At 56.7% G+C, this 13,912-nt stretch carries 10 protein-coding genes; 9 read left to right on the plus strand and 1 reads right to left on the minus strand.

The genetic code is table 11. The annotated features are described in order from the left end of the window. Positions 1-101: 101 nt before the first annotated feature. Positions 102-881, minus strand: a complete 780-nt coding sequence (locus tag H7F31_RS07620; RefSeq protein ID WP_187103641.1) for a hypothetical protein — start codon at positions 879-881, stop codon at positions 102-104. Positions 882-1,184: 303 nt separating this feature from the next. Between H7F31_RS07620 and H7F31_RS07625 the strand changes: the two genes are divergently transcribed. From H7F31_RS07625 to H7F31_RS07665, 9 genes are all read left to right on the plus strand, one after another. After that, complete coding sequence (locus tag H7F31_RS07625) at positions 1,185-1,553, plus strand: group-specific protein (RefSeq protein WP_187103642.1); 369 nt, start codon at positions 1,185-1,187, stop codon at positions 1,551-1,553. A 756-nt stretch (positions 1,554-2,309) separates the two neighbouring features. Beyond that, the gene (locus H7F31_RS07630) at positions 2,310-3,200 is read left to right on the plus strand and encodes a carbohydrate ABC transporter permease (protein ID WP_187103643.1); all 891 of its coding nucleotides are present in this window, start codon (positions 2,310-2,312) and stop codon (positions 3,198-3,200) included. Between the two features lie 21 nt (positions 3,201-3,221). After that, positions 3,222-4,052: a carbohydrate ABC transporter permease gene (locus H7F31_RS07635; RefSeq protein ID WP_397374667.1), complete on the plus strand. Its 831-nt coding sequence runs from the start codon at positions 3,222-3,224 to the stop codon at positions 4,050-4,052. Between the two features lie 28 nt (positions 4,053-4,080). After that, complete coding sequence (locus H7F31_RS07640) at positions 4,081-5,856, plus strand: sensor histidine kinase (RefSeq protein WP_187103645.1); 1,776 nt, start codon at positions 4,081-4,083, stop codon at positions 5,854-5,856. After that, entirely contained in the window at positions 5,853-7,472 is a 1,620-nt protein-coding gene (locus tag H7F31_RS07645; RefSeq protein ID WP_187103646.1) for a helix-turn-helix domain-containing protein, read from the plus strand. The genes H7F31_RS07640 and H7F31_RS07645 overlap by 4 nt, the downstream gene beginning before the upstream one ends. Positions 7,473-7,550: 78 nt before the next feature. After that, complete coding sequence (locus H7F31_RS07650) at positions 7,551-9,053, plus strand: ABC transporter substrate-binding protein (protein WP_261800338.1); 1,503 nt, start codon at positions 7,551-7,553, stop codon at positions 9,051-9,053. 398 nt (positions 9,054-9,451) lie between these two features. Beyond that, on the plus strand, positions 9,452-11,473 hold the full coding sequence (locus H7F31_RS07655; protein ID WP_187103647.1) for an alginate lyase family protein: 2,022 nt from the start codon (positions 9,452-9,454) through the stop codon (positions 11,471-11,473). Positions 11,474-11,513: 40 nt separating this feature from the next. Further along, positions 11,514-11,837 (plus strand): cupin domain-containing protein, encoded by a 324-nt coding sequence (locus H7F31_RS07660; protein WP_187103648.1) that lies wholly within the window; start codon positions 11,514-11,516, stop codon positions 11,835-11,837. A 199-nt stretch (positions 11,838-12,036) separates the two neighbouring features. Further along, positions 12,037-13,818: an OmpL47-type beta-barrel domain-containing protein gene (locus H7F31_RS07665; RefSeq protein WP_187103649.1), complete on the plus strand. Its 1,782-nt coding sequence runs from the start codon at positions 12,037-12,039 to the stop codon at positions 13,816-13,818. Positions 13,819-13,912: the final 94 nt, after the last annotated feature.

A 13,912-nucleotide genomic window follows, 5' to 3' on the forward strand; every position in this document is an offset into this window, starting at 1 on the left:
CTTGGCGGTCTTTTGGTCGTTATATCCGTTTTCTGGATAAAGGAGCTCGGCAAAAGCGATGGGATCGGCCATATATCTAATGCGCTCTTCCTATGACACGTCTAGATCTTCTGAATTTTCGCAGGGTTGTTGATTTTGTACGGAACGGGGTGCTTCGTCAGCTTTTTGGGCACCAGCTTCGCCTCAAACGTGATGGTGTCGCCGACGGCCAACTCCAACTTTTTTAACGTTGCGCTATGGCTCGACCAAGCGCTGCCTAGCTCAAGTAGAGGTTCTGCAATCGATACCGCCTCGTAGATAATGACCTCGTCGTCATTGTCCGAGAAGTGGTTGGGAACGGTCGTGAACTCTTGTACCGTTGCAGTCACGCTTACTTTGCCATCCGGGAGCTCGATCTTCTCCTTCTTGCTTTTCTTGGCCGGAGCGTCCGGCTTAGGCGTAGCCGGCAGGGATGAAGGCTCGCTTGCTTGCGCGTTGTCTGCGGCATCAGTATCCCAAGGCGGCGCATCGGCCGTAGCGGTGTCAACTGCCTCGGCTTCGGCCTGAACGGCAACTTCGGAATCGGCTTGCAAGGCGGCTTCTTCCGCACTCTCGACTGCGGCGGGGGCTTTGCCCCCGAAGCTTGCCGCCTGCATTTCCTTCAGGTAGGAGGGATGTATACTGTGCAGTTGGCCATTCTCGAAACGGATGACAGCCGTTACTTTATCGGCGTACCCGACAATTTCGCAGGATAGGCTTTTGCCGTCCCGCTTGTATGCGAGAACTTTCATCTTGGCGGCCTTCTCCGAGATGAGCCCCCATTCCTTGCCCTTCTCCAGTAGTTCGCTTTCATTGTCGAACGTCGTATAGGCGCTCGGCTCAATCGTGAAGACATGTTCCATGGCTTGTCCGCCTTTCCCATAGTGATGACATGATTTTACCATTTTTCATACCAAAAGGGGTAATGACGAAATCTGCCGGGTAAGATGAGAAACGATTTGTTTGAATCGGCATGAATCCTGGTTCGCTTTATAGTTTGCGAAAATTCACAGAAGAGTTGACATCTCCAACTGTAATCATTATAATTACAGTAACAACCAATAAATAATTGGTTTTACAGGAAAGAATTTTTTTTGAGTGAAGTGTACACGCTGTTGTTACAGTTAGGTGATGACAAATACAATGGGGATAGGCGGTGCATGGAGATGAACATAAACGTCAGCGATTGGGTGCATGGAAGAACGGGCGATGGCGAGATGGTATACGGCTTTGTGGAGTCGATGGATGTGCTGCAAGGACTTGTCGCGCTGCACGTGGTCAAGTCGGATAACGAAGAACGGGTAGGGCGGCCCGTTAGGGTAAGATTGGCTACGATCAAGCCCGTTTCCGATTCCGCTTCGACGGATCTTAGGCACGCCGACGAACTGATCGATCTGGCCTTGGCGACGTGGGACGAGGAGTGGTTCATGGAACTGACGACATCGAATTCGGGAAAAGAGCGTAAGCGGCAGAAACACGAGGCGATTATTCAAACGGCTCCTCCGGTCAATCGATTGGGCAAGTTTATTCGGTAAAAACGTGGGCGCGAGCGGGTGCGAGTGAGTGTGTGTATGTGCTTGTGCGAGCGGAAAACAATCAACGGGGGAGCATGGAAGATTTCATCGGCGGCCTGCTCTTACCTTCAAACATATAGATAACGGGGCTGTTCTCATCGTCGACCGTGACGTTGGGAGCGGCCCTGTTGTGGTTGATGGAGCATTCAATTCTTCTCAATTGCAGCTATTCGGCTTGCAGAGGCGGGTGCCGAGACGGAAGTATACGCACTGTGCCCGATCCGCCGAATGTAGCTGAAAAATCAGCTACAATGCGCCACGGAGGGGCCCAAACCGCCGAATGTAGCTGAAAAATCAGCTACAATGCGCCACGGAGGGGCCCAAACCGCCGAATGTAGCTGAAAAATCAGCTACAATGCGCCACGGAGGGGCCCAAACCGCCGAATGTAGCTGAAAAATCAGCTACAATCAATGCGCCGCGGAGGGGCCCAAACCGCCGAATGTAGCTGAAAAATCAGCTACAATGCGCCGCGATCCCCCCTCCCTGCTCATGCTCTCAACTAACGATCATGAGCATCTCGACAATCTTATCGTGCCTTGTACAGTCGTTTCGTCCCCCCAATACAGTGAATTGCTCCGTCACTCCCGGCGGGGCTTTTTTCTTAGAATAAAGGAAAGTAAATGTAATGAAACTTACTGGGCCGCCCAAGGAGGGAGACAGAAGTTTCACCTTGCAATGATTCTAAAGTTGGAGCCACGAAACGGAGGAGACGCAGCATGCACAAAAACCGGCTAGGAGCTTACCTGTTCAGCTTTCCCAGCTTTTTCCTGACCATGGCGCTCGGGATCTATCCCGTCGTCTGGGCGCTTCGATACATGTTCTACGATTACCAGGGGTTCGGCCAGCCGAAGTTCATCGGCCTCGACAACTTCGTGCGGGTGGCCAGAGATACGGAGTTCTGGCAGTCCGTCGCCAACACGTTCGTGTACGCGGGCGGCAAGCTGATCATCACGCTTCCGCTTTCGCTTATCCTCGCCGTCATTCTCAACCGCAAGCTGAGGGGACGCCACGCGTTCCGGGCGATCATCTTCCTGCCCACGATCTTCAGCGCGTCGGTTATGTCGATCGTCTTTTATATTATTTTCAACTCGTACAACGGCATTATTAATCAATACTTGATGAAGCTGCACCTCGTGTCGGCCCCGGTCGATTGGCTGGGCGCTTCGAAAGCCATGCTGACCATCGTCATCATCGCCGTGTGGGGCGCCGTCGGCAACTATATGCTCTTGTTCATCGCGGGCCTGCAAAGCATTCCGGAGGATGTCTACGAAGCGGCTTCGCTCGACGGCGTGAATCCGGCGCAAAGGCTCTGGTACATCACCATTCCGATGCTGGGGCCGGTGCTTCAGATGATCGTCATGCTCGCCATCACGACTTCGCTCAAAGGTTACGAGAGCATCATGGTACTGACGGAGGGCGGACCGTTCGGCAAGACGGAAGTGATGTACCTGTACTTGTACAAGCTGTTCTTCCCGCTGACGACCGCGGGCACATCCGTGCAAAATATCGGCTACGGCAGCGCGGTAGGCTTCACGACGGCCGTCATCGTCGGCCTGATCACCTGGCTGTACTTCTGGATGTCGCGTAAGCTGAACAACATCTACTAAGGAGGGACCATCATGACCATTATGCGCAAATTCGCCCTAAGGCTGCCCGTCTGGACGCTGCTCGCCATTGTGTCCGCAGCGATGTTGTTCCCCGTCGCCGTCGCGATCCTCGGTTCGTTCAAATCCAATCTGGAGCTGACGACGGGAGCCACGTTTTTCCCGGAATCCTGGCAATTCCGCAACTACCTGCAAGCTTGGACGGGCGCGGACTTCGCGAGCTTCACGTTCAATAGTATTTTCGTGGCGGTGTTCGTGACGATCGGCACGCTGCTCGTGGCCTCCATGGCCGCCTATGCGGTGGACCGTGTGGCGTTTAAAGGCAAGAAGATCTTCATCTTCCTGCAATCGTTCACGCTGTTCATCTCCATCGGCGCGGTCGTGCTTCGTCCGCAATTCGACCTCATGGTGGGCATCGGTTTGCAGAAATCATTATGGGGTGTCATAATCATTCTCATTAGCGCCCACGCCACCGCGTTCTTCATGATTATCGGCTTCTTCCGAGGCATCCCGAAGGATCTGGACGAGGCGGCGCTGATCGACGGCTGCAACTTCTACTCCATCTTCTGGCGCATCATCTTGCCGCTGCTGAGACCGGCGCTTGCCGTCGTGACGCTGTTCACCTTCCGCGGTGCGTGGAACGAATATATTTTGCCGTTAGTGTTCTCCTTGTCCCGCCCGGACATGCAGACGCTGCCGGTCGGTCTCGCGAATCTCCGGTACGGCGCCGGAGCCGCGGTCGAGAACCAGCTGATGCTGGCCGGAGCGTGCATCTCGCTGCTGCCTCTGCTGATCGTGTATTTGTTCGCCAACCGTTCCTTCATGCAGGTTACGGTGGGCTCCGTCAAAGGTTAATCCTTTCTGGAATGAGGCGATGTGCAAGATGAAACAATTGTTTCGCCGAATATCGTTAAAGAGAAGACTGTGGGTATCCTTCGTGATGCTCACAGTCGTTTGCATATCCGTCACGGGAGCTTACGTTTCCGTGTTTTTTGCATCCGAGATGAAGACGCAGGCGGCGACGACGAGCCAGAACACGCTGAACAAGACGGCGCAGGTGTTCGACGAACGTCTGCGCAATATCGTCGTATCCATCTCCACGCTCATGATGGGCGAGCCGTTCCAGCGCACGATGCGGGACGTGCAGGCGGGGAACGGCGGGGAGTATTACAACCGGCTGTCCCAGCTGCAGACGCCGTTCGCCCAGATGATGCTGGCGGAGCAATCCATCGATTCCGTGCTCATCCACACGCCGATCGGCGAATTCTACCCCACCGAGAATTGGCGCGTAGGGGAGATGCCGTTTCAAGACACGACCGTGGCCAAAGCGATCGGGGATTACGAAGGACGGCCCTGGAACACGATATGGGTGCGCGGCCATTCCGACGAGTTGTTCTCCCGCGGCAGGGAGGTGATCTCGCTTGTCATCAAACCGTTGTTCGATACGCTGCTTTCGGGCGTGTACGTCGTGGTGAACATTCGCGAGGACCATCTGCTGGATCTAATCAAGGCCAATCTGCAGGAAGGAAGCCTGAAGCAGAAGCTGATCGACCGCGGGGGCACGGGCATATTCTCCTCTACGGAGACGGAAGGCGGACAAGCGCGGCCGCTTCAAGATTATATTGGAAGCAGCGATCGGGGACACTTTGAATACGAAACTGCGTCGGACGGCATCTACCTGGTCAACTACTCGGGGCTCGGCATGAATCCCGACTGGGTGCTGATCGGTTATCAATCCAAGAAGCAGTTGCTCGCGCCCGTCGCCCAGATGCGCTGGACGATCCTGACGATTATGGGCGTCTGCGTCCTGCTCGCGCTCGTCCTCTCCAGCATGCTGTCGGAGCTTCTGCTGAAGCCGTTGTTCAAGCTGCGCAATCTGATGTTCAAGGTCGAGCAGAGCAAGCTGGACGTGCGCTTCGAGAGTCCTTTCGAGGACGAGATCAGCCAGGTGGGGCATAAGTTCAACCGCATGATGGACCAGATCGGCGAGCTGATCGAGGAGGTCAAGACGTCGGAGCAGGAGAAGCGGTATTCCGAGATCAAGGCGCTGCAGGCGCAGATCGATCCGCATTTTCTCTACAACACGCTGAACACGATCTATTGGAAAAGCGAGATGGAGGAGCAGCAGGCCGTCAGCGAGATGATCGTGTCCTTGTCGCTGCTGTTCCGGCTAGGGCTGAATAACGGCAAGGAAATCACGACGCTCCGCCAGGAGTTGAACCACGTCGAGCAGTACCTGAAGCTGCAGACGATGTGTTATCCCGAGCTATTCACTTACGAGTTCCATTGCGAGAACGAAGACCTTCTGGAGGTGCCCGTGCTGAAAATCATGCTGCAGCCGCTGGTCGAGAACAGCATTCTGCACGCCTTCCAAGCGCTGGACCGGCCGGGCCGCCTCGACATTGCGGCAGCCGCGAACGAGGGAATGCTGACGCTTGCCGTCTCAGACAACGGCAGCGGCATGAGCCCCGAAGTATTGGAGCGGCTCCGGGCGGGCATGGACGGCGGCGGCTCCTCCGGGGGCTACGCTTTGTCCAACATCAGGGCCAGACTGTCGCTTTATTACGGCCATTTGGCCGACATGCAGCTGGAGAGCTCGCCGGGCGAGGGAACCACAGTGAAGCTAGTCATTCCGATGCAAGAGGTGAGAGAAGCATGAGCAACATGAGTATGTGTATTATAGACGACGTGAGAACGGTCATCGACGGCATTCTGAAGAAGGTGGATTGGGCGGCGCACGGCATCGACATCGCCGGAACGGCCGTGAACGGCAAGGAAGGGCTGCAGCTCATTCGGGAGCGGCAGCCGGACATCATATTGACGGACATCCGGATGCCGCTGGCGAGCGGCCTCGATATGGTGCGGGAGCTGCAAGAGAGCGGCACGACCGCCAAGGTCATCTTCTTCAGCGGGTATTCGGAATTCGAATACGCGCGGGAATCGATGCGGCTCGGCGCCTTCGACTACGTGCTGAAGCCGTTCACGGTGAAGCAGATCGAGGAAGTGGTGCTCCGCGCCAAAGCGCAGATCGAGGAGGAACGGGCGAAGCGGATGGACCGCCTGGCGCTGGAGCGGAAGCTGCGGGAGAGCCTGCCCTATCTGCGGCAGGAATACTTCCGGCTGCTGATCCGCCACGAGGAGCAGCCGGCGCGGGCGGCGGACAAGTGGGAGTTCCTCGGCATCGACATGGAGCCGCGGGGCTTTATCGCGATGGCTGTCCAGATCGACGGGCTGCCGGAGGAGAACTCGCCGATGCCGGTGCGCGAGGTGGAGCTCAGCCGCTTCGCGGTGCAGAATATTCTGGAGGAGACGCTCAAGAAACACGTCAAAGGCGTGTTGTTCCGAGAACAATCGGGCCCGTTCGTCATCCTGGTCAACGACGGCGACGACCCCGACGTGCTGGCGCTGGCGGAGGCTTGCCGCAATAACGTCAGCCTGTACGCGAAGCGGGACATCTCCATCGGCATCGGGGGCCACGCGGACACGATCGGCGAGATCGCCATGTCCTACGCGCAGGCGAGGACGGCGCTGAGCTATCAGTTTTATTTTGGCAGCGGGAGCATGATCGCATATAAGGACATCGAACGCCAGGTCGGCATGACGCCGCATTATTCGCCGGAGAAGGAGACGGAGCTGCTCTATTGCCTTCGGTCCGGCAACCGCGAAGGAACGGAGCGCCTTCTGGGGGATATGTTCGAGGAATGTCTGCGTTACCCGGCGCCGCCCGATCCCGATAATCTGACCAACCTGTTCTACGGGCTCGCGTTCGCGATGTACCGGGTGCTTGCCGAGAAGGCCGATCCGGAGCAGAGAAGATGGCTGGACGAGCGGCTCGTGGCGCTCAAGAAAGGAAAGTACGCCTCGACGTCGGAGCTGATGGACGGGGTGCGGGAGCTTGGGCTGACGGGCTGCGACTGGATGCAGAAACGGCAGAAGAACGACGCCGGCCAGTTGATCCACCAGGCCATCCAGTACGCGAGCGAACGTCTGGGAACGGATCTGTCGGTACAGGAATGCGCGGCCGCCGTTCACTTGAGTCCCAGCTATTTCTCCAACTTGTTCAAGAAGGAGACGGGCATGACCTTCATGCAGCACGTCACGGGCGCGCGGATGGAGAAGGCCAAGAAGCTGCTGCTGGAGGGCATGCAGGTGCAGGACGTGACGTTCGAGCTGGGCTACCGGGACCGTCCGTACTTCAGCGAGCTATTCAAGAAACACGCGGGCATGACCCCTACGGAATTCAGGAGCAAATATGAAGGCGGAGGGACGGAGTAAGCTCGGACAGGGGGAACAGGAGAGTCATTTTACCCTACATGAATCGTTATTTTGCCCTTCTTGGAGGAGGAGCCGGAGGTGCTACAATCAGGACAGGCAAGCAAGATGCCGGTCGAAGCGCTTCGGGCGGCCCGCGAGCCAGATAAAGGGGAGGTAAGGCAGATGAAGAGAATATTCGGTGGAAAGTATGCGCTTACGTTAAGCGGTTTGACGATTCTTGCCCTGCTTGCGTCGGCTTGTTCTTCGGGGACAGGCGGCAACGCGAACGTGAACGGGGGCAACCAAGGCGAGCAAGGCGGAGCCTCCGGAGAGAAGACGAAGATTACCTACTGGACGATGGATCGCCATGATATGGATTACATGCAGACGAAGGTAGATGAATATAACGCGACCAACACGGACAACATCGTGGTCGAGATGAAAGTCATGGCGGACAACTACAACCAGGCGGTCGACGTGGCGTTCTCCAGTAACCAGGCACCGGACGTGCTGAAGGTCAACGACTTCCCGACTTACGTGAACAAAGGATATCTGGCTCCGCTTGAAGAGCTGCTCGGCGCGGAATTCCTGGTGCAATTCGACGGCTTGCTGGTGGAGAACGTCTATAAGATGGACGGAGTCGTCTATACGCTTCCGAACACCGGCCAATTCTGGAGACTGCTCTACAACGTGGATCTGATGGAGCAAGCAGGTTATTCCGAGCCTCCGAAGACGCTGGACGAGATGGTCGACGCTGCCAAAAAAATCACGGAAGCCGGCAAATCGCAAGGCATCTACGGCTTCGCGAGCAACTTCAAGAGCGGCTCCGGCTTCACTCGTCCTGCTTACGCGTCGGGAACGCTGGACTCCGCGACGAGCCACGAGGGCTACAACTACCAGACGGGCGAGTTCGACTTCGAAATGTACCGCGACGTCGTCGAAGCGCTTCGCCAGATCAAGGCGGACGGCAGCATGATCCCGGGCGCGGAATCGCTCGATATCGATCCGCTTCGCGCGCAATTCGCCCAAGGCAAGATCGGCATGTACGTCAATCATTCCGGCGAGCCTGCGGTATACACCTCCCAATTCCCGACGGACATTAATTGGGCGGCCGCGGAAGTGCCGACCTCGGACGGCGTCGTAGACGGCGTGTCGTGGGTCAATGCTGGCGGTTACCTCGGCATCAGCTCCAAGTCTCCGAACAAGGAAGCCGCGGCCAAGTTCGTGGAATACGTGTACGGCAAAGAACTGCGTGTCGAATATCAGGAAAAGGGACTGGGACTATCCGTTCTGCCGTTCGTCAACGAAGCTTCGGGACAACCCGAGCTGAAGGGCATCGACGGCTTCCTGCCGACCAAATACGACGGCATCTATCCGGCGACTCCGAGCTCCATCACGGAGACGAAGCTGGAAGGCAAGAAGGCGGCGGACGTCTTCACGGAATACATTCTGACGGGAAGCTCGTCGCTCGACAGCATCATCGCCGACTTGAACGAACGTTACAAGAAGGCGCTCGCAACGACTCGCGCCGACGGCTTGACCAATATTCAGGCGGATCCTTCGTTTAACGCAAGCAGCCTGCAAGGCTCGCTGGCGAAGTGAAGAAAGGTTTGTTGAATGCCGGAAGGCCGCCCCTGGCGGCCTTCTTGGTTATAGGAGGCCGTAGGCGTTAAAAACGCCGATGGATCTTCCAGCAGTAACAAAGCATGGTTGCACGATGGAATGGGAAGGGAAGCCAATCGTACGACTAATCCTGAAATAACGGGAAAAGCTCCCTCTAATCTTAACGAATCGAGTTGTTTGTTCGACTTAAAGGGAAAAGTGCCGTCTAATCGTATAGGATTTGCATAAATGCAGCTATCCGGCCGGAATTAAAGGGAGGAAATCCCTCTAAAGCTCGGGGGATGGTGAGGATGGGTTTAATAGAGGGAGGAAATCCCTCTAAATTCCAGGGGGTCGCGAGCAGGGGTAAGGTTCGGCACGGAGAGGAGTGAGAAGCGGTGGAAAGTTATCTTTATTACGCCCCCAAACAAAGAAGTGAATGGGGCAACCGGTTCCGGGAATTATTTCCGGAGAAAGCCGAAGAGGCGATGAGGGAAGCCGACGACAGGGTCAAGGATAACATGATCTCATGGAAAGGCATGTCGATCGACATGGGCGACCCCATAGACTGGCTGCATAATCCGACCGGCGACAAGGAGTTCACCTGGGGTATCAATCGGTTCAAGCATCTTCGCTCGCTTGGCATCGCGTATGCTTGTACAGGGGACGAAGCCTATGCGTCCAAGGCGTGGGAACACGTCTCCGGCTGGATCGCGACGCAGCCTTGCCCGTGGGGACTTCCGCCGGAGGAAGCGACGTACTTTCAGCGTCCAGGCCCGTGGAGGCTCTTGGAGACAGGGCTTCGCCTGCGGCAATGGATATACGCGTACCACTTCTTCCGCGGCTCGGACAGTTGGTCGGGAAATGCGGAAGTATTGTTTCTGGAATCCGTAAAGGAGCATGCCCGGTTCCTGACGGCCTATCCGGCGAGCATCGAAATCAATCATTCCATCATGCATATGATCGGGCTGCTAAGCGTCGGATTATCGTTCCCGTCCTGTGAGGAGAGCGAAGGCTGGACGGCCTTCGCCGTCGGCCGGCTCGAGGAATGCCTCCGGGAACAAGTGCTGCCGGATGGCGTTCATGCGGAGTTGACGCCGCATTATCACATGGTGTCGCTGGAGTTGTTCGTCGACTGCGCCGTCATGCTGCGCAAGCGCGGCCTGGCGTTCTCGGAAGAGTACGAGCGCGTGCTGGCCGGCATGGCGGACTTCTCGCGGCGAATGACGCGACAGGACGGCAGCATGGCGCCTTTCGCGGATTCCTACGCGAACCAGCCGCCGGATCTGAACGCGGCGGCATTGTATTACGACCGTCCCGAGTGGCTGTTGCACGATCAGTTGCACGAGCAATTCTGGACGGTGGGTCCGGAGGCAATAGAGCGGCTGCTTGCGAGAGCGGAGGAAGCTGCGCCTGGAGGCGAGTCGCTGGGAAGATTGGGAGAGGAAGCAGGGCCTGGAGGTAACTCGGGAGTCAGGCTGGGAGTGGAGGCGGCGGTGATCGGCCGCGAGCAGGAGGTCCTGACGCCTGCATTGCCCTTCGCGTTCCCGTCGGCCGGTTATTACGGCCTGGGCAACGGCGAACAGCAGCTGATCTTCGACGCCGCGGCGCTTGGCGGGCCGCATGGCCACGCAGACGCCCTGTCCTTCGAATGGTGCGCGTTCGGCGAGGCGCTGATGGTTGATCCCGGCACGTACACGTATGTAGAGAATCCATGGCGTCGCCACTTCAAGAGCACCGCGGCGCATAATACGGTGCTTGTGGATGGACAGGATCAAACGCCGTATTTGCGCACCCAGCGCTGGGGAACGCCGGAAGCTTCCGTTCAGTTGATCCATTGGGATGCGGAGAGGCAGTCGATCTGCGCCGAGCATGACGGATATGCAGGTCGCGGCGTTACGCATCGGCGCGCCGTCTGGTTCCTGGAGAGCGGGGAATGGATCATCATCGACCGTCTGTCCGGCACGGGCGAGCATGTGTACCAGCATCGCCTGCATAGCCGTCTGCAACAATGGAGCATAGAGAAAACGGGAGGCGCCGGGGAGCGAGAATCGGGCTCGGCAAGCTTCTCGCTTCACGGCAGTTGCTTAGTTGGCCGGGCGGACTTCGACCTTGTCTGCGATCTGCTCCTGTTCGGCCCCGCCTCCATGGAGGTGGACGTCGAGGATGGCTGGGAGTCGATCCGACCGCTGGAGCTGGAGCCGCTTAAGGTAGTCCAGGCGCTTCTGACGTCGGATCACGGAGGCTGGTTCGCGACGGTGATGAAACCAAGATTAGGCGATGCCGACGGCAAATCGCTTGGGATCGATGCGAGTTCGAATTCGGAGGGCGGCTGGAGCGCGGAGCTGGATGAGGAAGGCCGTCCCGTCGTTACGCTGATGCGGAACGGACGGTTGTCGAGCTTCAGGCTGCCGGAGTAAGATGAATAGGTGGAACGAATAATCGGAGGAGGGAGCAAGTGTGGACAATACCAAAGTATGGGAGCCTGCCGAGCCAGGCGTGAAACGGCATATTTTCGAGCCTGGGCAGGACATCATGATGATGGAGGTACACTTTGAGGAAGGCGCGGAGGGTTACTTGCACCGCCATGTGCACGAGCAGTTTTCTTACTGTCTCGAGGGACAGCTGGAATTTACGATCGACGGGGAAAAGTCGGTGATCTCGGCCGGAGAGACGATCCGGATCCCGAGCAACGCCGAGCATGGGTGCCGGGCGCTCAAGCCGAGCAAGCTTTTGGACGCGTTTACGCCGCTTCGGCTGGATTTGCTGGGAAGACAATCATAACGGTTTATTCCGAAACATAGAAAAGTTGGAAGAGCGGCTCCAGACCAGCATGGGTCAGGGGCCGCTCTATTTTCGTTGCGCTTCTAAATCGTTCAAGCGATGTGGAGTAATGAGGATTAACTTACATAAATTAGTCATTCGTGATATTCTTTATTGAGAACGTTATTTTAACTAATTTATGTGAAGGAGAGGGTTTGACATGTTTCGTGCAACTGAATTAAGAGGGGGAAAGTCAATCATTATTTGGGCCATGATGGTCTTGATTATCGTCATGTCCTGGAATGTTGGAAACGTGCAAGCAACAGATGATAATGTTGTAATGCGTTCGCTGCAAGGAACAATTGTAGATGAAGCCGGTGTGCCGGTCGAAGGAGCGACATTGCAAATCGGAATCTATAACGCTTCGCAAGGCTTCCGATTCGTCGGATCGGGCAGCACGGATACGCAAGGCAAATACAGCATCGACTACGAAAAGACGCTCGGCGATGCCGTATCCGCGATACTAAAGGTTCGCGGCTTCGTCGTTGTATACGAAGTGCTCGCCGACACGCTCGACGTCGAATTGCCGGAGGAGACGTCGACGATTACGGGCACGATCACGTTCGGAGACGAATACGCGACGCCGGTCGGCAACTACCCCGTCAATCTCGGCGTCTATCTGGGCCGGGGCGAGGGGCGAATCAACATCGGCGACGCGTTGACGGACGCGGATGGACGTTATGCATTCTCGTTCATTCCGGGAAACTTCAACTCTATGCGAGGAGAAAATTACTTCGTCATAACGTACAACGGGAATCAGGAAGAAACGCTGCAGTTGCATCAAGGCGGCCATGCCGTAAGGGATCGCACGGTGTACGATCAACCCCCAAGCTATTTCAATGGAAGACTTGAAGTGGACGTCACGGATGCGGCTACGAACGAACCTATAGAAGACGCCGTGGTCGAACTTGTGGGCACGAATATTCCGTTGGTTCAATCGGGCCATTATTTCTTCTCCAATGTGCTTCGAGGCGGTCCGTATACCGTTCGCGCTTCTGCCCCGGGGTATGAGACGACGGAGGATCCGATCGAGATCAACGGGTTTGTGTATCGGCTATCGGTCAAGATGACCGCAAGTAGCGTAGGCAACCCGCCGGTCGTCACGGCCGTTGCCGAGAGGGAGCCGGATCGGAACGGCTGGTATAATCGTGACGTGCTTGTCTCGTTCCACGCGGAAGACGAGGAGGGGGAGTTAACGGTTGATCCGCCGGTACTCGTAACCGCCGAAGGAAGCAGCCAGACGATTACGGGCAAGGCGACCAATGCAGCCGGATTGACGGGAACAGGCTCCATTATCATCAGCCTGGATAAATCGGCTCCTTCGACGGAAGCTCTGACGAGCGGAGACGCGAGCGGCGGACAATGGTTCAGAAGCGATGTAGAAGTGTCGCTGTCCGCGATCGATTCTTTGTCCGGGGTGGAAGGGACGGAGTATAGCCTGAATCATGGACGTACTTGGAAAGCTTATCAAGGGCCGATCACGTTTACGAATGAAGGCGAGCATCGTCTGCAATACCGCAGTACGGACTTGGCCGGCAACAAGGAAGCCATCAAGCAGCTTGTCGTAAAGATCGACCGGACGCCGCCCGTCCTGCTGGTTGTGTCCAATCCGCCTTTGTTAACGAACGCGAACGGCAGAATGACGCCCGTCCGAACAGTTGTCATGGGCGCGGATTTCTACTCGGGCGTGGAGTCCATCGAACTTACGTCCATTAAGATTCATGAGAATGGCGGCAATGGAACTCTCCCTACGCCGGACGATATCCAGAAGGCGGAATACGGTACGTTCGATACCTCCTTTGAGCTTCGCGCCGAGGCTCCCGCACCAGGATTGACCCGCCATTATACGATTACTTATACCGCCACCGACAGAGCGGGCAATGTGACAACCGCGAAGACGGTCGTGAGCGTGGCGAAGCTGTGGTCGTTGCCGTGGCAGTAAGAAGCAGCCGGAACAGAGCAAAGAGAGTGTAGAAAAGGCGCCCTCGTCCCTGCCAAAGCAGAGATAAGGGCGCCTTATACATTCTAACGTGCCG

Source organism: Paenibacillus sp. PAMC21692 (genome assembly GCF_014303795.1).
GTDB lineage: Bacteria > Bacillota > Bacilli > Paenibacillales > Paenibacillaceae > Pristimantibacillus > Pristimantibacillus agaridevorans.